The 17,185-nt window shown below is 67.2% G+C and carries 19 protein-coding genes and 1 other RNA gene; 13 read left to right on the top strand and 7 right to left on the bottom strand.

The genetic code is table 11. The features are described from left to right. Window positions 1–24: 24 nt before the first annotated feature. Window positions 25–2,733, bottom strand: coding sequence for a GH25 family lysozyme (locus J2X01_RS11610; RefSeq protein ID WP_310057108.1), 2,709 nt, complete (start codon window positions 2,731–2,733; stop codon window positions 25–27). Between the two features lie 293 nt (window positions 2,734–3,026). On the opposite strand from J2X01_RS11610, the gene J2X01_RS11605 reads away from it, so the two are divergent. From J2X01_RS11605 to ssrA, 13 genes are all read left to right on the top strand, one after another. After that, entirely contained in the window at window positions 3,027–4,250 is a 1,224-nt protein-coding gene (locus J2X01_RS11605) for a TadA family conjugal transfer-associated ATPase (protein WP_310057105.1), read from the top strand. Beyond that, entirely contained in the window at window positions 4,250–5,104 is an 855-nt protein-coding gene (locus tag J2X01_RS11600) for a type II secretion system F family protein (protein ID WP_310057102.1), read from the top strand. Before J2X01_RS11605 ends, J2X01_RS11600 begins: the two co-directional genes overlap by 1 nt. Next, on the top strand, window positions 5,101–6,042 hold the full coding sequence (locus tag J2X01_RS11595) for a type II secretion system F family protein (RefSeq protein ID WP_310057100.1): 942 nt from the start codon (window positions 5,101–5,103) through the stop codon (window positions 6,040–6,042). Before J2X01_RS11600 ends, J2X01_RS11595 begins: the two co-directional genes overlap by 4 nt. Window positions 6,043–6,104: 62 nt before the next feature. Beyond that, the gene (locus tag J2X01_RS11590; RefSeq protein ID WP_310057098.1) at window positions 6,105–6,347 is read left to right on the top strand and encodes a hypothetical protein; all 243 of its coding nucleotides are present in this window, start codon (window positions 6,105–6,107) and stop codon (window positions 6,345–6,347) included. A gap of 3 nt (window positions 6,348–6,350) precedes the next feature. Continuing rightward, window positions 6,351–6,749 (top strand): TadE family protein, encoded by a 399-nt coding sequence (locus tag J2X01_RS11585; protein WP_310057095.1) that lies wholly within the window; start codon window positions 6,351–6,353, stop codon window positions 6,747–6,749. Next, the gene (locus J2X01_RS11580; protein WP_310057092.1) at window positions 6,730–7,257 is read left to right on the top strand and encodes a hypothetical protein; all 528 of its coding nucleotides are present in this window, start codon (window positions 6,730–6,732) and stop codon (window positions 7,255–7,257) included. Before J2X01_RS11585 ends, J2X01_RS11580 begins: the two co-directional genes overlap by 20 nt. Window positions 7,258–7,352: 95 nt before the next feature. Next, window positions 7,353–7,763, top strand: a complete 411-nt coding sequence (locus tag J2X01_RS11575) for a pilus assembly protein TadG-related protein (protein ID WP_374724965.1) — start codon at window positions 7,353–7,355, stop codon at window positions 7,761–7,763. Between the two features lie 76 nt (window positions 7,764–7,839). Beyond that, a complete protein-coding gene (prfB, locus tag J2X01_RS11570) occupies window positions 7,840–8,955 on the top strand; it encodes a peptide chain release factor 2 (RefSeq protein ID WP_310057084.1) in 1,116 nt (371 codons plus the stop codon). A 235-nt stretch (window positions 8,956–9,190) separates the two neighbouring features. Next, the gene (gene ftsE / locus J2X01_RS11565; RefSeq protein WP_310057081.1) at window positions 9,191–9,991 is read left to right on the top strand and encodes a cell division ATP-binding protein FtsE; all 801 of its coding nucleotides are present in this window, start codon (window positions 9,191–9,193) and stop codon (window positions 9,989–9,991) included. Further along, window positions 9,988–10,902: a permease-like cell division protein FtsX gene (gene ftsX, locus J2X01_RS11560; RefSeq protein WP_310057078.1), complete on the top strand. Its 915-nt coding sequence runs from the start codon at window positions 9,988–9,990 to the stop codon at window positions 10,900–10,902. The genes ftsE and ftsX overlap by 4 nt, the downstream gene beginning before the upstream one ends. Before the next feature lie 34 nt (window positions 10,903–10,936). Next, on the top strand, window positions 10,937–12,349 hold the full coding sequence (locus J2X01_RS11555) for a M23 family metallopeptidase (RefSeq protein ID WP_310057219.1): 1,413 nt from the start codon (window positions 10,937–10,939) through the stop codon (window positions 12,347–12,349). Window positions 12,350–12,456: 107 nt separating this feature from the next. Next, a complete protein-coding gene (gene smpB, locus J2X01_RS11550; protein ID WP_024367797.1) occupies window positions 12,457–12,927 on the top strand; it encodes an SsrA-binding protein SmpB in 471 nt (156 codons plus the stop codon). Between the two features lie 126 nt (window positions 12,928–13,053). Further along, window positions 13,054–13,422: a transfer-messenger RNA gene (gene ssrA, locus J2X01_RS11545) on the top strand. Between the two features lie 139 nt (window positions 13,423–13,561). Here ssrA and J2X01_RS11540 read toward each other — a convergent pair. From J2X01_RS11540 to J2X01_RS11515, 6 genes are all read right to left on the bottom strand, one after another. After that, window positions 13,562–13,696, bottom strand: a complete 135-nt coding sequence (locus J2X01_RS11540; protein ID WP_310057072.1) for a hypothetical protein — start codon at window positions 13,694–13,696, stop codon at window positions 13,562–13,564. Between the two features lie 51 nt (window positions 13,697–13,747). Then, window positions 13,748–14,119 carry a hypothetical protein gene (locus tag J2X01_RS11535; protein ID WP_310057068.1) on the bottom strand — a complete coding sequence of 124 codons (372 nt, stop codon included), beginning with the start codon at window positions 14,117–14,119 and terminating at the stop codon, window positions 13,748–13,750. Between the two features lie 62 nt (window positions 14,120–14,181). After that, window positions 14,182–14,556: a fluoride efflux transporter FluC gene (locus J2X01_RS11530; protein WP_310057066.1), complete on the bottom strand. Its 375-nt coding sequence runs from the start codon at window positions 14,554–14,556 to the stop codon at window positions 14,182–14,184. After that, complete coding sequence (locus tag J2X01_RS11525) at window positions 14,553–15,011, bottom strand: fluoride efflux transporter FluC (RefSeq protein WP_310057064.1); 459 nt, start codon at window positions 15,009–15,011, stop codon at window positions 14,553–14,555. Before J2X01_RS11525 ends, J2X01_RS11530 begins: the two co-directional genes overlap by 4 nt. A 32-nt stretch (window positions 15,012–15,043) precedes the next feature. After that, window positions 15,044–15,757 (bottom strand): metal-dependent transcriptional regulator, encoded by a 714-nt coding sequence (locus J2X01_RS11520; protein ID WP_310057061.1) that lies wholly within the window; start codon window positions 15,755–15,757, stop codon window positions 15,044–15,046. Between the two features lie 16 nt (window positions 15,758–15,773). Continuing rightward, on the bottom strand, window positions 15,774–17,060 hold the full coding sequence (locus J2X01_RS11515; protein ID WP_374724960.1) for an Nramp family divalent metal transporter: 1,287 nt from the start codon (window positions 17,058–17,060) through the stop codon (window positions 15,774–15,776). Window positions 17,061–17,185: the final 125 nt, after the last annotated feature.

Genomic DNA, 17,185 nt, shown 5'->3' with positions numbered 1-17,185 from the left:
CTCTAAGTAGTCTAGTCAGTCCGCTCAGAGAACCACTGCCAGGGTGCGGGGCAGATAACCCTCGCTGGGCTTCATCCCGGTTCCCGAGTAGGCCCAGAGGGAGCCGTCCGGCCGCCGCGCGACCAGATCCGGGTTCCCGTCGCCGTTGAGGTTCCAGCCGTTGAGGACCCGGTCGTACACGTTCCAGCCGGTTCCGATCCGGACGGCGGCGCCGGGTTTGCCGCTGCCGTCCCCGGCGTAGAACCACAGTGTGCCGTCGGGCCTGCGGGCCAGAAGGTCGTTCCTGCCGTCAGCGTTGAAGTCGCCGGCGCCAAAGAGCTGATCGAACGCTTCCCAGCCGTAGTCGCCGACCTTCACTCCACCCTGGTAGCCGCTGTTGGCCGCATCAACTTTTCCGGTTCCCTTGTAGAGCCAGAGCGCGCCGTTGGACTGCCTGGCCAGGAGGTCGTTCCTGCCGTCGCCGTTCAGATCCCCGGCCCCGGTGATCGTGTCGAAGATCTCCCAGCCGGACAGGCCGATCTTCCTGGCACCGGCATACCCGTTGCTTGCCGAGTCGACACGCCCGGTCCCGGCGTACAGCCACAGCGTCCCGTCCGGTTTCCGGGCCACCAGGTCGTTTTTCCCGTCGCCGTTGAAGTCGCCGACACCGGCGAACGCGTCGAAGGCGTCCCAGCCGTAGTCGCCGATCCTCTTGGCGCTCCCGTAGGAACCGGTCCCGTTGCCGGGGTAGAACCAGAGGGTTCCGTCGGGCTTGCGGGCCAGCAGGTCACCCTTGCCGTCGCCGTTGAAGTCCTGGACGGCCACGAGGGCGTTGAAGGCACCCCAGCCGTACTCCCCGATTTTTCGGGCTCCCTGGTATCCCTCGTCCTTCATGGCGGTTCCGGCATAGAAATAGACCGCGCCGGTGGGGGTGCCGGCCACGAAGTCCGACATCCGGTCGCCGTTGCTGTCCCCGGTTCCCACGATGTCGTCGTAGACCCCCCAGCCAGTACCGATCTGGCGTCCGTTGACCAGCCCCGCGCGGCCGTTGTTGGAGTAGAACAACAGGGTGCCGTCGGCGCGCCGTCCCGCTAGGTCATTGGTGCCGTCGCCGTCGAAGTCCTGGATGGCGATGAGCTGGTCAAAGATCTGCCAGCCGTAGTCGATCTTGCGGGCCGTTCCGGTCTGGCCGGTCCCGGTCCCGGAGTAGAGATACAGGCTGCCGTCGGGGGTGCGGGCCGCCAGGTCGGGCTTCTGGTCGCCGTCGAAATCGCGGACGCCGAGGAGACTGTCAAAAGCGTTCCAGCCGTATTCCCCGATCCTGACGACGGGACGGTAGCCCTCGTCGGTTCCCGACACCCGTCCGGTGCCTGCGTAGAACCAGAGTGATCCGTCCAGTTTCCTCGCGACAAGGTCGTTTTTTCCGTCGGAGTTGTAGTCACCCACACCGAGGACCCGGTCATAGATTCCCCAGCCTGAACCGATCCGCCGACCGGCGAGATACTGGCCGGCGCCGTTGCCGGGGTACAACCACAGTTCGCCGTCGGCCCGGCGCTGGATCTGGTCGGCTTGGCCGTCGCCGTCGAAGTCGCCGGGCGAGACGAGCCGGCGGGTCGGATCTGTCGGGACCGGCGGGGCGGGCGGCGGCGGTGGGGGCGGCGGGGCGCTGCCCGTGGCGAACCGCTTGAGCGAGGTGTAGTCCCCGTTCCAGACGTTGGAGTCGCCGCCGTTGGCAAAGGGGCCGGACTCGCTGTACTGCCAGAAGCTGAAGTTCGCCCAGCTGGAGGGCAGGGCGCCCGGGCTGTCGCTGGGCGAGCTGGGCCAGCGGGCGATCCACAGCGGCCAGTCGCCGAAACCGGAGGGCCCGCCGGTGCAGTAGTTCCACCACGTGGTGGTGGTGTACATGACCGGCAGCCGGCCGGTGAGGGCCTGCATGGTGTTGCCAAAGTCGCGGGCCCAGGACGTCAGCTGGGCGGGGGTCATGTCGTAGCAGGTGTTGCCCTGGTAGTAGCCGCCAATGGTCTGTCCGGCGTAGGGGTTTCCCTCAAAGTCGAGCACGGGAGGGAGGGTGTACCCGTCGGCGCTCCAAACGCCGCCGTTCTGGACGAAGATCCGGGCCTGGGCGGCCCCGGAGGAGGCCGCCGGGTTGGCGAAGTGGTAGGCGCCGCGGATCATGCCAACAGCCCTGGAGCCCAGGTACTGGTCGCTGAACGTGGTGCTGGTGTAATAGTTCCCCTCGGTGGCCTTGATGTAGGCGAAGCGGGCGCCCATGTTCCACTCGGTCTGCCAGTTGATTCCGGCCTGGTACTTGCTGACGTCGAGTCCCTGGACCCCATAGCTGGGCATCCAGGTGCCTTCGGTGGCCAGTGCCTCGGTGGCGGCGGTGGTGTCTCCGGCAGGCGACCCGCCGGCGGCGCGCGTTCCCTGTCCCATCTCGGCCCCGCCGGCCTTGGTGGCCTCGGTCATGGCGCTGCGGTAGGCCGCTGAGGTTCGATCAACCGGTGGCTGCGCGCTGGCCGACGGCGCCGCGGTCGCGGTCACGGTGGCGGGGGCCGGAGCGGGCGAAAGCGTCGGAGTTGCCGTGGCGGCCGGTGCCGGAGGCGCCGTCGGCGCAGCCGCGGTCGCCGTGGGGGCCGGCTCGACGGCGCTTGCCGGAGTGGCCAGACCGGGACCTGCGATGAGTGAGACGGCCAGCAGCGTGGCACCGACCCGGCTGCCGAGGTGTCTGGTGGGGGGAAGTACGGTCCGCTTCATTTGCCGCTCCGGAACAACACGCTCATGGCAGTGTCATAGTGATCCCGCGCCCGGTGCCCAGCGCGATGGGCAGTCCCGGAGGTGAGAATGTCTGACTTGTCGCGCCCACCCTAACACCGCATAATTACGGGAACCAGAGTTTCTGAAGTTACTAGTGTGATGATTGTTGTGAATGGCATCGCCGGTTTTCCACATGCTGCCTGGCAGGCCCTTGTCCGGCAGCGTGCTCACGCCTAGCTTTAACCCAATTGCAGTGCCCCGGAGACAGGGCGGCAGTCAAATTGGGGGCCATCGTGGAGGCTGTACGTATTGTCGAGGACGAAGTCCGCGAATTGATTCGCCGGCGCGGACTGGACCCCCTGCGCCAGACCAGCGAAGTCCGCCGCCTCGTCGAGGCGGCGGTCATGGATTACGACGAGCGGGCCCTGTTGGGGCCCCTCCCGCCGATTGGCCCGCTGGAATCCGCCCGCAGGTTCGTCTTCGACGCCGTGGCAGGGTTCGGGGCCCTTCAGCCCCTGCTTGACGATCCGGCCATTGAGGAAATCTGGCTGAACGCGCCCAACGAAATCTACGTGGCGCGGAACGGCGAATCCGAGCTGACCTCGGTCTCCCTCACCGAGCAGCACGTCCGGGACCTCGTGGAACGGATGCTCAAGAGTTCCGGGCGCCGCCTCGACATGTCGTCGCCCTTCGTGGACGCCGCACTGCCGGACGGTTCCCGGCTGCACGTCGTGATCCCGGACGTGACGCGGCGCCACTGGGCCATCAATATCCGCAAATTCGTCGTGAAGGCCAGCAGGCTCGAACACCTGGTGGAACTGGGAACCCTGACGCCGCAGTCGGCGCGGTTCCTCGGCGCTGCCGTGGCCAGCGGCCTCAACATCCTGGTCTCCGGCCCCACCCAGGCTGGAAAGACGACAATGCTGAATTGTCTGGCGGCGAGCATCGGAACGCGGGAGCGCGTTGTCACCGTCGAGGAGATCTTCGAGCTGCAGTTTCCGCTTCGGGACGTCGTCGGGCTGCAGTGCCGGCAACCAAACCTCGAAGGCGAAGGCGAAATTCCAATGCGGCGGCTGGTCAAGGAGGCGCTGCGCATGCGGCCCGACCGGCTGGTGGTTGGCGAAGTCCGGGAGGCCGAGAGCCTGGACATGCTCATCGCCCTTAATTCCGGCTTGCCGGGGATGTGCACGGTCCATGCGAATTCGGCGCACGACGCGGTCACCAAGATCTGTACGCTCCCGCTGCTCGCGGGCGAAAACATCTCGAGCGCTTTTGTGGTTCCGACCGTCGCGTCCTGCATCGACCTCGTGGTCCACTGCGCGCGGCACACCAGCGGACGCCGGGAGGTGACAGAGATCCTCTCCTTGGGCCGACGCGTGGAAAACGGCATCATCGAGTCCTCCATGGTCTTCGCCTTCGAGAACGGACAACTGCAGCCGAAGGCCAACTCGATGCCCTCAGCCGAGAAGTTTGCCCGCGCGGGGTACGACGTCGCGACCCTGCTGGAGCCGCGCTGATGGCGGCGCTGCTGGGCATGCTCGCCGGTTCCGGACTCCTGCTGATCTGGTGGTCTGCCTGGGAAAAGCCCACGCCGGGCCGCCGCCGGCCCAAACCCAGCCGGCTGGAGGATCTGCTGCGCTCCGCAGGCATTGAGAAGGTCAGCGGCACGGGTCTGTTGGCGAGCTGCCTGGGTGTCGGGGCGTTCACGATGCTGGTCTTCTTTGCGGTGACCAGGTCGTGGCCGATTGCGGCCTGTTTCGGCCTGTTCGGGGGTTGGCTGCCGATGGCCGTCGTGAAATGGCGCGCGCGGAAGCGCACCGCTGTCCTGCGGCAGCTCTGGCCCGACGTTGTGGACCATCTGCGGTCGGCGATCCGGGCCGGTCTTTCACTGCCGGAAGCCCTCATCCAGTTGGGCGACAAGGGTCCCGAGGAACTCCGTGATGTGTTCCGCGATTTCGGCTCCGACTACCGCGCAGGCGGGCAATTCGATCCCTCCCTGACCCGGCTCAAGGACCGGCTGGCGGATCCCGTGGCGGACCGGATTGTCGAAGCACTCCGGCTGACCAGGGAAGTGGGCGGCTCGGACCTCGGCCGGCTGCTGGGCACGCTGGCGGAATTCCTGCGCGAGAGTGCCCGCACCAGGAGCGAGCTGGAGGCCCGGCAGTCCTGGACGGTCAACGCCGCCCGTCTGGCAGTAGCCGCCCCCTGGATTGTCCTGATGCTGCTGGCAAGCCGGCCCGAAGCGGTGGCAGCCTACAACACGCCGCTCGGGGCCGCCGTCCTGCTCGGGGGCCTGGCAGTGTCCTTGGTCTCCTATGCCATCATGCTCCGCATCGGAGCACTGCCGGCAGATGAGAGGGTCCTCCGGTGACAGGGCAGATCGCGACAGCCGCCGCCTGCGGAGTCGTCCTTGGCTGCGGATTCTGGTTGTTGCTGATCAGGCTCCCGTTCATGCGGCCGACCACCTTCGTTGAACGCATCGGCCCGCAGCTGAAATCCCACAACCTGGAATCCCGGCTCCTGCGCGCAGTGCCGAGAAACTTCACCCCGTTCGGCCCGCTGGAGCGAATCCTGCGGCCCGTCATCGGCGATGCCGTCCTATGGCTGGGGAGGCTGAATCCCGGTTCCTCGGCCCTGAAGCGCCGCCTTGCCAGGGCCGGGACCGTCAAGTCGCCCGCCGATTTCCGGGCCGAACAGCTCCTCTGGGGCGCGGCTGGCTTTGTCGCGGCTGTCGGGGCAGTCGTCCTGTTCGGCGCGTCCGGACGGTTCAGCCCCCTGCTCGCCGTCGTGCTGGTGATTGGCAGCGCCGCCGGCGGATTCATGTTGCGGGATTATCTGCTGGGTGCCCGGATCAGGAAACGCGAAGCGCGCATGATGGCCGAGTTCCCCAGTGTCGCCGAACTCATGGCGCTCGCCGTCAGCGCGGGCGAGAGTGCCACCGGCGCACTGGACAGAGTCTGCCGCAGTGCCAGGGGAGAGCTGTCCAAGGACTTCACGCACGTGCTGGCGGAGACCAGGGCAGGAAAGCCGCTCGTGGAAGCACTGCAGGAATTCTCGTCACGGACCGAGCTGGGTCCGTTGCTGCGCTTCGTGGACGGGCTGGTCGTGGCCGTCGAACGGGGAACACCGCTCGCTGATGTCCTGCGTGCCCAGGCCCAGGACGCCCGGGATACCGCCAAACGCGAGCTGATGGAGTCGGCAGGCAAGAAGGAAATCGGAATGATGATTCCCGTCGTCTTCGGCGTCCTGCCGCTGACCGTCGTGTTCGCTGTCTTTCCTGGGTTGGCGGCCATCAGCATGGGTTTGTAGCAGTGAAGGGAACCGCACGGAAGCAGTAGCAGGACACCGAACCACCGATGTAAGGGGACAAAGTGAAACAGATCATGAACCGCATGGCGCTGTTGCTCTGCACCATCAGCCTCGCGCCCGGGCCGGCCAGCGCCCACGGGGCCACGGGGAGGACCCGTCCCGGTGACCATCGCGAGCGGGGCGATGTGCCCGGCTGGGTGATGATCACCCTCATGTCTGCCGTCCTGGTCGCCGCGCTCCTCGCGCTCGCCGGCCCGGCCCTGGAAGGACTGTTCAACCAGGCCATGGACAAGGTCGGGCAGTAGCACGTGCGCCTGCCCGGCGCCGGCTGGGGCAAACCTGACGAACGGGGTTCGGCGGTAGTGGACTTCGTCCTGGTGGGTGGGCTGCTGACGCTGTTCTTCCTCGCCATCGTCCAGCTCACTCTGGTCCTGCACGTCCGGAACACACTGATCGACGCCGCAGCCTCGGGAGCCAGGTACGGCACGCTCGCGGACCGCGGCGCCGGCGATGCCAGGGACCGGGCCGCGCAGCTGATCGGGGTGGCGCTCAACGCGGAGTTTGCCCAGGACGTCACGACGAGCGAATCCACGTACCAGGGCATCCGCACCCTGGAAGTCACGGTCCGGGCGCCGCTGCCCGTCATCGGGCTGATCGGCCCCCGGGCGGTCCTGGAGGTGAAGGGGCATGCTGCCATCCAGCCCTGACGCACCGGCAAGCCCTGCGGCGCGGGCCCGCCCTGGCCTGCGGGACCAACTGCCCGCGGGGGACACCGCGACGGCAATCGCCACCGGCCCCGAAGGCGGCGAACGGGGAAGCGCAGTCGTTGAATTCACGTTCCTGTCGCTGCTGCTGATGGTGCCGCTGGTCTACCTCATCATCACGATGGGCCAGCTCCAGGGCGGCTCGTTCGCGGTCGTCGGCGCCGCGGACCAGGCGGCCAAGGTCTTCGTTGCCCAGACGGATGCCGCCGGCGGCCGGGCAGCCGCCGAGCAGGCGGTGCTGCTCGCGCTCGCCGACCACGGGCACTCCGCAGCGAATGCCCGGGTCGAGACCAGTTGTGCCCCCGCAGACTGCCTGGCTGCCGGCTCGGCCGTGACGGTGACGGTCCATCTCACGGTGCCATTGCCGTTCGTGCCGTTCAGCGAGGTGCTCGACTTGAACGCCGGGCAGCTCAGCGCCTCCGCCACGCAACTGGTGGGCCGCTTCCGGTGAGCCTTCCCGCGACGCCCCGCCCCGCGCTCCGCCGGCAGCAACCGCGGCCGGCGCATCACCCGTGCGGGGACCACCGCCGCGACGCCGGGCAGCTGATGGTGCTGATCATCGGCTTCGTGTTGCTCGCACTGCTGCTCACGACCGTTGTCATCGCAGCGTCCAGCGTCTACATCGAACACAAGAAGCTGCTGTCGCTGGCCGACGGCGCCTCGGTGGCCGCCGCGGACAGTTTCACGCTGGGACAGCTCGAGACAGTGGGCGGCAACCCTACCGCCATCCTGACCGGTGCCCGGGTGCGGAGCACAGCCGACGACTTCCTGGACCGCAGCAGCGCCTCCACGCGCTTCAGCGGTCTCGCCGTCGGGCCGCGAACGGGCAGCCCGGACGGATCCACCGCCGTCGTGGTGCTCAGCGCCGCCGTCCACCCGCCCATAGTCAACTTCCTGGTGCCTGACGGCATCAGGATCGAAGCGACGTCGACGGCGCGCTCCCGGCTCACGCGCTGACCCCGCGGCCGGCCGCCTGCCCGGCCCGCAAACCCAGTCCGGGCGGCCCGCATGGATAGCGTAGGCTTAAAAAACCATGGCAAACATTGATTTTCCCGCAGAAATCCGCGCCCTGCGCGCCACCTACGCCTCCATCGAGAACGTTTCGAATATCGAGGCGCTGACGGAAGACATCGCAGAACTCAGCGAGCGGGCCGGCGAACCCAATCTGTGGGATGATCCCGCGGCCGCCCAGGTGATCACCTCCAGGCTGTCGCACCGCCAGTCCGAACTCGCGCGCCTGAACTCACTGGTTTCGCGGATTGACGACCTCGAGGTCCTCGTGGAGCTGGGCCAGGACGAGGACGACGCCGACTCGATGGGGGAGGCCGCCACCGAACTGGAGTCGATCCGCAAGGCACTGAAGGAACTCGAAGTTGTGACCCTGCTGTCCGGGGAATTCGACGAGCGCGAGGCCGTCGTCACGATTCGCGCCGGCGCCGGTGGCGTGGACGCTGCGGACTTCGCCGAAATGCTGCTCCGGATGTACCTGCGCTGGGCCGAACGCCACGGCTACCCAACCACCATCATGGACACCTCCTACGCCGAGGAAGCCGGGCTGAAGTCAGCCACGTTCGAGGTCAAGGCCCCGTACGCCTACGGCACGCTCAGCGTCGAGGCCGGCACGCACCGCCTGGTCCGGATCAGCCCGTTCGACAACCAGGGCCGCCGCCAGACCTCGTTCGCCGCCGTCGAAGTCATCCCGCTGATCGAGCAGACGGACTCCATCGATATTCCGGACAACGAGATCCGCGTCGACGTCTTCCGTTCCTCGGGCCCGGGCGGCCAGTCGGTCAACACCACCGACTCCGCCGTGCGCCTGACCCACATCCCCACCGGCACCGTGGTCTCGATGCAGAACGAGAAGTCGCAGCTGCAGAACCGTGCTGCGGCACTGCGCGTGCTGCAGTCCCGGCTCCTGCTCCTGAAGAAGGAGCAGGAGGACGCCGAGAAGAAGGCGTTTGCCGGCGACGTGAAGGCCTCGTGGGGCGACCAGATGCGCTCCTACGTACTGAACCCGTACCAGATGGTCAAGGACCTGCGCACCGAGCACGAGGTGGGCAACACCTCTGCCGTGTTCGACGGCGAGATCGACGACTTCATCGACGCCGGCATCCGCTGGCGGACTGACAACCGCAACGCGGACAAGTAGCCGCGGGCGGGGGGACGGCAGGGCGGACCGGCGCACCCAGCCCTGCCCCTCCCGTCTCTTGCGTCACACCCGCCCCTCCCGTCTAATCCTGCGACACGCCCCCGCGCGCGGGCCGATCCGCCGGGGCCCGTGCGTATAGTCGAGAAGCCGGAGCTCTACTTCCCCCACTAGAAAGCCCGCGCGCCGGCGGCAGAACTGGGCCGTACCCGTCCACGTCCTGCAGGGTATTAGGGCCATGATCCGTTTCGAAAATGTCACCAAGGTCTATGACCAGACGGCGCGACCCGCGCTGGATTCGATCAACCTGGAGATCGACCGCGGCGAATTCGCCTTCCTGGTCGGGGCCTCAGGCTCCGGCAAATCGACCTTTCTGCGCCTGGTCCTCAAAGAGGACCGCGCCTCCTCCGGCGCCGTCTACGTGGCCGGCCAAAACGTGGCAAACATCTCCAGCTGGCGCGTGCCCAGGCTCCGGCGCGGAATCGGCGTCGTGTTCCAGGACTTCCGCCTGCTGCCGCAGAAGACCGTTTTCGCCAACGTCGCCTTCGCCATGCAGGTCATCGGCAAGAGCCGCAGCGTCATCCGCGACACCGTTCCCGAGGTCCTGAAGACCGTCGGACTCGAGGGCAAGGAAAACCGTCTTCCGCACGAACTCTCCGGCGGCGAACAGCAGCGAGTGGCGATCGCCCGCGCCGTCGTCAACCGCCCCGGCATCCTGCTGGCCGATGAGCCCACCGGAAACCTGGACCCCACCACGTCCATGGGCATCATGGGCGTGCTGGACAAAATCAACCAGAACGGCACCACCGTGGTCATGGCCACCCACGACGACGACATCGTGAACGAGATGCGCAAACGCGTCGTGGAACTCCGCAACGGGGTCATCATCCGGGACGAGGCCAAGGCCCTCTACACGTCCATGATTCCGGTCGTCGGAGCGTCGCGCCGCCTCCGGGACGCCAGCGGACGGGAAGCCGAAGCTGCCCCGGCCGGCACCACCCGCGCCGGGGCACGGGCCGCAGGGGAGAACCAGCTGTGAGGCTTCAATTCGTCCTCGCGGAAATCGGCAGCGGCCTGCGCCGCAACCTCTCCATGGTGGTCTCGGTCATCCTGGTGACGTTTGTGTCGCTGACCTTTGTCGGCGCCGCCGGCATGCTGCAGCTGCAGATCAACCAGATGAAGGGCTACTGGTACGACAAAGTCCAGGTCGCCATCTTCCTCTGCAGTGACGGCTCGACGGCGGCTGGCTGTGCCACCGGCCCCGTCACCCCGGAGCAGCAGGACAACCTGGGCAAGCTTTTGGAGTCGCCCGCGGTGGCCCAGTACGTCAACGACTTCCAGTTCGAGTCCAAGGACGACGCGTACAAGCACTTCAAGGAGCAGTTCTCCAATTCCCCGATCGTCGACTCCGTGACGCCGGACCAGCTGCCCGCCTCCTTCCGGATCAATATGAAAGACCCGGAGAAGTACCAGATCATCAGCGAGACCTTCTCCTCGCAGGCCGGCGTGGAAACCGTCATCGACCAGCGCCAGCTCCTGGAACGGCTCTTCTCCGTGATGAACGCCGCGTCCCTCGTGGCCGTCAGCGTTGCCGGTGTGATGATCGTCTGTGCCATCCTGCTGATTGCCACCACGATCCGGCTTTCGGCCTTCAGCCGGCGCCGGGAAACCGGAATCATGCGCCTCGTCGGCGCGTCGAAGATAGTAATCCAGCTGCCGTTCATCCTCGAGGGCGTGATTGCCGCCGTGATTGGTGCGGGGCTGGCCTCCGGAACGCTGTGGGCCGTGGCGCACTTCTTCCTGGGCGGCTACCTGTCCCAGCAATATCCGGACACCGCCTTTATCTCCGCAGCTCAGACGCTGATCCTGGCGCCGGCCCTGATCGGTCTCGGCGTTCTGCTGGCTGGCGTATCATCACTCCTGACCCTCCGTCGATACTTGAGGGTCTAGGGTGCGCAACGAAAAGGGAAGGCCCATGACACCGATGCATCGACTGGCCCCGCGTCCGGCTTCGCGCCGGCTGTCCGTGGCCGGCCGCCGCAGCCGCATCGTCAGCGCCGCACTGGCGCTCGTTCTGGCGGCGAGCATGGGCGCCTCGACCCCGGTGGCATTCGCCGACACGCTCGAGGACCAGCAGGCCGCACTCCGCGAGGAGGCGGCCCGGGTCCAGCATTCCCTGGAGTTCGTGGACTCCCGGATTTCCCAGGCCGCCGCGGACCTCGTCCTCTACCAGGGCCAGCTCCCCGGGGCGCAGCAGGCCCTGCTGGAGGCACAGGGCCGCGTGGCGACTGCGGTCAAGGAGGCCGAGGCCCTCGCTGCCCGGGTGGACATGGCGCAGCAGAACAAGGCGAAGATCGCCCAGCAGCTTGAGACGGACAAACAGAAGATTGCCGACACCAAAAAGCTGATCGGGCAGATCGCCACCCAGGCCTACAAGTCCGGCGGCGTGCCCTCCAACCTTTCACTGTTCTTCGGCTCGAACAACGGCGGCAGCCTCACGGACACCATCGATCTGGCCGACCAGGCGATGCGCAGCCAGAACTCCGCGATGGACAAGCTCACCCAGCAGAATGCCACCAACGTCAACTCGCAGGCCCGGCTCGAAGCGGTGGAAGCGGAAATCACGGACCTCAAAGCCAAGGCCGACGCCGCACTGGCCCGTGAACAGGCCGCCCGTGACGAGGCTGAGGCCAAAAAGGCCCAGGTGGACCAGCTCATCGCCGACACCACGCGGCTCGACGCCGAACTCCAGGCCGCCAAGCCCGCTATCCAGACCCAGATCGCCCAGGTCAAGGCACAGCAGGACGCCGTCGCTGCGGACATCGTCGAACGCGACCGCAAGCTGCGGGAGGCCTGGGAAGCCGAACAGCGGCGGATCGCTGAGGCCGCGGCGGCAGCCGCCGCGGCGGCAGCCCGTGCCCAGGGCCAGATCAAGCCCCCGGCGCCGTACGTCCCGGCCCCGCCGGGACCCCCGTCGGCGTTCGGACTGCGGCACCCCTTCAACGGCGTGCCGATCAGCTCCGGCTTCGGCTGGCGCGCGACGCCGCCGGGTACCATCGACTTCTACGGCCAGGGCGGCTATATGCACACCGGCATCGACTTCGCCGCGGCCTGCGGTACGCCGGTTTACGCAGCGGCGGCCGGCACCGTTTTCTCGGCCGGCTGGGCCAACGACGGCGGCGGCAACAATGTGAAGATCTCCCACGGCGTTGTCCAGGGAAACTCGCTGACCACCATTTATTACCACAACGTCAGCGTGACGGTTTCCCCCGGGCAGCAGGTCAGCCAGGGGCAGCTGATCGCCTACTCGGGAACAACCGGCAACTCCACCGGCTGCCATTCGCACTTCGAGACCTGGCTCAACGGCCGGGCGGTGGACCCGATGAACCTGCTCTGATCCGCCCGGAGCGGAAGCCTCCCGGCTGACCCGCGGCCCTGCCGTAAACTGGTAGCACTCCGCGCCACCCAGGCTGCGGCCCATCCATCGATCCAAGGAGTTCCACCGTGCCGAAAGAAAGTGGCCGTAAGGTAGTGGCCACCAACCGCAAGGCCCGGCACGACTACCACATTCTCGATACCTACGAGGCCGGGATCGCCCTTATGGGCACCGAGGTGAAGTCCCTTCGGGAGGGCCACGCCTCCATGGTCGACGGTTTCTGCACCTTCTACAACGACGAGCTGTGGATGGAGGGCATCCACATCCCCGAGTACCACCAGGGGAGCTGGACCAATCATGCCGCCCGGCGCCGCCGGAAGCTGCTGCTGCACCGCGACGAGCTCACCAAGATCTCGCACAAGATCCGCGAATCGGGCTTCACGATCGTCCCCCTCCAGCTGTACTTTCTGGACGGCCGGGCCAAGGTGGAGATCGGCGTCGCCCGCGGCAAGAAGGAATACGACAAACGCCAGACCCTGCGCGAGCAGCAGGACAAGCGCGAGGCCCTGCGCGTTATGCGCGAGCGGAACCGGCGCTAGGAAACTGCCGGCGCCGCCGGAATGATTCCGCAGGTTCGTGCGTTATGCTTGATAGTCCGGGAAGGAACGGTGCGGTGTCCGCGACAGCGGCCAGCAAAGTGCCAGACCGGTTTGATAAAAAAATACGGGGATGATCGGTTTCGACGATGTTAGTCGCGACAGGTGAAGCGGGCCGAGGATGCAGAATTATCTCGTAAACGCTGTCTGCAAACCAATAAGTGCCGAATCAAAACGCACTGACTTCGCTCTCGCTGCCTAAGCAGTAAGACAGTCCGTCAGCCCGAGGTTGCTATTGCCCCGGATCCTGGCGTCATTTAGATAGCCACTGCTGTTTACCCCCGTCATCGGGGTGAACGGGACTCTTAGATGACTGGGCCCGGATCAGCCAGCTGTTTGCAGCGTGGCTGGGGCCGAGAAAATCCAACGCAAACTGCGCCCGGAGAAGCCCTGACAACACGACATCGGACGGGGGTTCAATTCCCCCCATCTCCACCCCATCGGAGCCCCGGAAACGGTGCTCCACCCCGTAAAGTTCCACACAGTAAAGTTCCACACAAAAGGCCGGAAGCTCAGCTTCCGGCCTTTTGCGTTGCCCGTTTGTTTGCAGGGGCGGTGCCCCGGCGTGCGGGCGTGCTCAGCGCTTCTTGATGTGGGCGACCGGGTCCGCGTGCGTCTCCGCGACGTTCTTGGACTTCTTCTCGGCCCGTTTTTCCTTGATGGTTTTCACCGGTTTCTTGGCCGTGCTCTGGTGCGGCGTTTTGTCAGGCATGTGGGCGCTCCCTAAACAGCAGGGGGCCGGGATGGCCCCGTGGTATTTAAGTTACGCCTCGGGCACCGCAACGTCCACGATACCGACGAAGCGGCTGCCCACGCCCTCGTACTCACTGCGGACCAGACCGGCAGCAGCGCCGGGGATCTCGTACGGGGCGTGGTCCGCGCAGCACACGTAGGTGAACTCCGGCCACCATTTCTTCGGCCGGGCTGCTTCGGAGAATCCGCAGACCGCGCAGGTCAGCTGGACCCAGACGGGGCGTTTGCCAGTCCGGTTGGCTTTGGACTGCACGAGCCAGGCGGGCGGATTGTCCAGGAGTTCGCCGAGCTCGGCGTCGCTCAGCCGGGGCGGGAGGTGGTGACGGTGGGCCATTTCCAGCGGAATGTCGAGGATCTGGGCTGCTTCACGTCGGGTAACCATCCTTCAACGATACGGGATGCAACGGGCCCCGAATCGCCGTCAGGGCGGCGGCGTTAGGCCCGTCACAGGGCGGTGGCGGCCAGGCCGAGCGCTGCTGCCGCCAGCCCGGCGACCAGGTTGGCAGCCAGATTGAGGGCGGCGGCGCGGTAGCGCGTCTCGCTCACCAGCCGCACCGTGGCGGTGGTCCAGGAACTGAAGGTGGTCAGGCCGCCGGCAAGCCCGGCCGAGAGGCCGGCCTGCCACTCGGCCCCCAGACCCAGCTGGCCCGTCCACCCCAGGGCCGCGCCAATGATGAAGGAGCCGGTCACGTTGACCGTGAGGGTCGCCCAGGGCCAGTGCGGATGCCCTCCCGGGTGGTGCGCAAACCAGGAGTCGACGGCGAAGCGCAGCAGGGCGCCCGCGACGCCGAAGGCTCCCACCAGCACGGCGGTGATCATGAGGCCCCGCCGCTCAGGTCGGCCACGGCCTTGCCGGCCTTCCACCCGGCGGCCGCCGCACCGAGTCCCAGGACGAGCGACAGTCCGAGGTAGGCCAGCCCGACGGCGGGGAAGCCGCCACGGAGCTGCTGGTCGATGGTGAACACCACGGCGGAAAAGGTCGTGAACGAACCCAGCAGCCCGGGGCCGAGACCGGCCCGCAGCCAGAAGGCGGTCTTCGGCCGTGCGATCCAGACCGTGGTGAGGGCCGCGAGGACAAAGCTGCCCAGGACGTTGATCACCAGAGTCGTCCACGGGACCGTGCCGGGAATTTCGGGGAACACGACGCCGGCGCCGTAGCGCAGTTCGGTTCCGATCAGGCCGCCGACGGCGACGGCGGCCCACGCGCGCAGCCCGGGCAGTCCGGGCCGCGCCGCAACTGCCGCCGGTGGCGGAGCCTTCGCCGCGCGTTTCATGCCGCGGCGCCCGCCGGGGCTGCTGCCCGCATTCAGGGCCGCTTGAGGCTGCAGCCGGGATGGACCTTCTCGCTGTGGACCCAGAGGGCGGATGCGACTTCGGCCGCGAGGTCAAACTCCTGCCGGGTCCCGCCCGAGCCGATGCGCACGACCAGGGCGCCGCCGAACGGTTTCCGGCCCAGGACCTCGATGTCCGCGTCCAGCCCGATCCGCTGGGCGGAAAGGTAGCGCAGCAGCTCGGGGTTTTCGTCGCTGATCCGGGTGATCAGGCCGGTGTGCCCGGCGTCGAGCTCGCTCATCCGGTGGGCGGCGGGCACCCTCACGGTGCCGTCCGCTGCCGGGATCGGATCGCCGTGCGGGTCCCGCACCGGGTTGCCGAGTTTGGCTGCCATCCGTTCAATGAAAGTCTCCGAGACGGCGTGTTCCAGAAGTTCGGCTTCGTCGTGGACCTCATCCCAGCGGTAGCCAAGCTCCCGGACCAGGAATGTTTCAATCAGCCGGTGCCGCCGGACCATGGACAACGCCAGCCGGACGCCGTCGGCTGTGAGGGTGATGGCGCTGTAGGGCTGGTGGTCCACGAGACCCTGGTCCTTGAGCTTGCGGACCATTTCGGAGACCGAGGAGTTGGCAACGCCGAGGCGCTGGGCCAGCTGGGTGGAGGTGATGGGCTTGTCCTGCCACTCCGTGAAGGAGTAGATGACCTTGACGTAGTCCTCGATCGAGGAGGAGGGCAGACTGGTCTTCACAGCCTCCAGCCTACCGTCAGGCGGCGCCGGAGAACGTCAGCCACAACAGGACGAGGTTGAGCACCACCACCAGGATCACGCTGATGATGGCGGCTACACGGAGGGCCATCCCATCGGCGAAGCGGCCCATGAGGGCCTTGTTGCTGGTCAGGACCACCAGCGGGACCAGCACAAAGGGGATCCCGAAGCTCAGGACGACCTGGCTGAGGACCAGGCCCCAGGTTGGATCGAAGCCGATGCTGAGCAGCACCACGGCCGGGATCAGGGTGACGACGCGGCGGGTCATAAGCGGGATCCGGATCTTGAGCAGGCCCTGCATGATGGATCCGCCGGCGTAGCAGCCCACGGAGGTGGAGGCCAGGCCGGAGGCGAGCAGGCCGACGGCGAAGATGACGCCGATGACCGGGCCCAGGTTGTTGGTGACTGCGGCATGGGCGCCTTCGATGGAGTCCGTCCCCTCCTCGCCGCCCAGGGTCGACGCGGCCAGCAGCAGCATCCCGATGTTCACGATCCCGGCGATCGCGAGGGCCGCCACGACGTCCCAGCGGGTTGCCTTCACAAGACGGGCGATCGCCTGCGGGGGGACGTGGACGTGCGGGTTCGGGCGGTGCCGGTCCCTGGAGAGGGCCGAGTGCACGTAGATGGCATGCGGCATCACCGTGGCGCCCAGCATGCTGGCGGCCAGCAGCACGGTCTCCGGTCCCTGGAAGCCCGGGATCAGCCCGGCCGCCACGCCCGCGGGGTCGGGCGGGCTGATAAAGAGGCCCGTCAGGAATCCGATCGTGATGATGCCCAGCAGGAACATGATGATGTACTCGAAGGGCCGCTGCCGGTTCCGGGCCTGCACGGCCAGCAGCAGCATGGACACGCCGCCGACGATTACAGCGCCGAGGGGGAGCGGCAGGCCGAAGAGCAGGTAGAGCGCGATCGCGCCGCCGACCACCTCGGCCAGGTCGGTGGCAGCGGCCACGATCTCGGCCTGGACCCAGAAGGCGCGGCGCCACAACGGCTTGAGCCGCTCGCCGAGGATCTCAGGCAGGCTTTTTCCGGTGACGATCCCGAGCTTGGCGGACTGGTACTGGACCAGTACGGCCATGATGTTGGCGGACACCAGCACCCACACCAGGAGGTAGCCGTACTGGGCGCCGGCCGTGAGGTTGGCCGCGACGTTGCCGGGGTCCACGTACGCGATTGCGGCGACGAACGCCGGTCCCAGCAGGCCGATCACGGCACGGCTGCCACCCGGCTTCCGCCGCGCGGGCGCTGCCGGGGCCTGCGGTTGGTGTCCTGTTACGTCCAGCACGGGGGCTCCCTGGTGATCGTAAGTGTCGGCAAAGACGCGATGGTGGCGGCAGGTTGCCGCTGGCACCGGTCTTTGCTTGCCTACAATCAATTATTAGGCATGCCGAAACTTTAGGCCAGAGTGCC

It is taken from the genome of Arthrobacter ginsengisoli (genome assembly GCF_031456935.1).
Classification (GTDB): domain Bacteria; phylum Actinomycetota; class Actinomycetes; order Actinomycetales; family Micrococcaceae; genus Arthrobacter; species Arthrobacter ginsengisoli.
This window is presented reverse-complemented; position numbering and strand designations above follow the sequence as displayed.